This window comes from Micromonospora sp. D75, from assembly GCF_018070405.1.
GTDB lineage: Bacteria > Actinomycetota > Actinomycetes > Mycobacteriales > Micromonosporaceae > Micromonospora > Micromonospora chalcea.
In genome coordinates, this window is record NZ_JAGPXV010000821.1 from 1 (window position 1) to 2,178 (window position 2,178).

The 2,178-nt window shown below is 74.0% G+C and carries 1 protein-coding gene; it reads right to left on the reverse strand.

Translation table 11 applies throughout. The features are described 5' to 3' along the window. A partial coding sequence (locus KBX39_RS29535; RefSeq protein ID WP_210873674.1) for an elongation factor G-like protein EF-G2 occupies window positions 1–1,870 on the reverse strand: 1,870 nt, incomplete at its 3' end. Window positions 1,871–2,178: the final 308 nt, after the last annotated feature.

The window sequence follows — 2,178 nt, forward strand, 5'->3', positions numbered from 1 at the left end:
CCAGCAGGGTCGGCTGGCCCTTCTCGGCGGCGTCACGCAGCGCCAGCGCGCCGGCGGTCTGGAACGCGGCGTCGGAGGAGTCGACGCTGTGCGCCTTCCCGTCCACGAGCGTCACCCGCAGGTCCACCACCGGGTAGCCGGCGACCAGACCGCGTTCCATCTGCGCCCGTACACCCTTCTCCACCGACGGGATGTAGTTGTGCGGGACCGCGCCGCCGACCACCCGGTCGACGAACTCGAAGCCGGCGCCCCGGGGCAGCGGCTCCACCTCGATGTCGCAGACCGCGTACTGACCGTGGCCGCCGGACTGCTTGACGTGCCGGCCGTGCCCGCGCGCGGCGGCGCCGAACGTCTCGCGCAGCGGCACCCGGACCGGTTCGGTGTCCAGCTCGACGCCGCCGCCGCGCAGCCGGTCGAGCACCACGTCGGCGTGCGCCTCGCCCATGCACCACAGCACCAGCTGGTGGGTCTCCGCGTTGCGTTCCAGCCGCAGCGTCGGGTCACCGGCGACCAGCCGGGACAGGTTGCGGGCCAGCGCGTCCTCGTCGGCCCGGCTGCGCGCCACGATCGCCACCGGCAGCAGCGGCTCGGGCATCTCCCAGGGCGCGACCAGCAGCGGGTCGTCCTTGGCGGAGATGGTGTCGCCGGTCTCCGCGCTGCCCGACTTGGTGATCGCGCACAGGTCACCGGCGACGCAGGCGGCCACCTCGCGCAGCGTCGCGCCCAGCGGGGTGTAGACGTGGCCGACCCGCTCGTCGGCGTCGTGGTCGGGGTGGCCGCGCTCGGCCATGCCGTGACCGGACACGTGGATGACCTGGTCGGGGCGGAGCGTGCCGGAGAAGACGCGCACCAGCGAGACCCGCCCGACGTGCCTGTCGACTGTCGTCTTGACCACCTCGGCGACGAGCGGGCCGTCCGGGTCGCAGGTCAGCGGCGGGCGGGGCGAGCCGTCCACGCCGGTGACCGCCGGCAGGTCGTGCTCCAGCGGCGACGGGAACGCCGCGACCAGGCCGTCGAGCAGCGCGTCCAGGCCCACGCCGGTCTCCGCGCAGACCGGCACCACCGGGTAGAAGTGGCCGCGGGCCACAGCGGTCTCCAGGTCGGTGATGAGCACCTCGGGGTCGATCTCCTCGCCGCCGAGGTAGCGGTCCATGAGGGTCTCGTCCTCGCTCTCCGCGATGATCCCCTCGATCAGCTCGTTGCGGGACTCCTGGATGGCCGGCAGGTGCTCCGGGTCCGGCTCGCGTACCTCCGGCGGCAGCCCGGCCGAGTAGTCGTACACCCGGCGGGTGATCAGGCCCATCAGGCCGGCCACCGACTCGCCGTCGTCGCCGAGCATCGGCAGGTAGAGCGGGAGCACGTTGTCGCCGAAGACGCGCTGGCACAGCGCCACCGCCTCGTCGAAGTCGGCCCGCGGGTGGTCCAGCCGGGAGACCGCCACCGCGCGGGGCATGTCGACGGCGGCGCACTCCTCCCACAGGGCGGCCGTGGCGGCGTCCATGCCGTCCACGGCGGAGACCACGAACAGCGCCGCGTCGGCGGCGCGCAGCCCGGCGCGCAACTCGCCGACGAAGTCGCCGTAGCCCGGCGTGTCCAGCAGGTTGACCTTGACGTCGCGGTGCACCAGCGGCGCGCAGGCCAGGCTGACCGAGCGCTGCTGCCGTACGGCGGCGGGGTCGTGGTCGCAGACGGTGGTGCCCTCGGTGACGGCGCCGGCCCGGCCGATCGTGCCGCTGGCGGCCAGCAGCGCCTCGACGAGAGTCGTCTTGCCGGCGCCGGAGTGCCCGACGAGCACCACGTTGCGAACCCTGCCGGGCTCGGTCACCACCGGCGCGCCGCCGGTGACACCCTTCTCGTTCTTCTGCGCCATCGCGGCGCACCTCCCTCAACCGGTGGTGGTGGCGACCGCCGCGGGCGACGGGGGAGCGGACCCGGGACGGGCGCCGCGGCGATATCTTCCGGTGATCTCCTGCTGGCCGGGAACGCGGACCGGTGATCCGGTGAACTGGCTCACCTCCTGGCTCGATCTCACACCCGCGCGAGTGCGGGCACAAGGGCCGTCGGGCGGGTCGTGTGCCCGGCTGTGTCCCCGGCGGTTGCGGGCCGTTATCGTGGGACCGCCATGGCGAAGATCTTCCAAGTGACGGCCCGCGCGGGCATGACCCGCGTCGTGGAGCC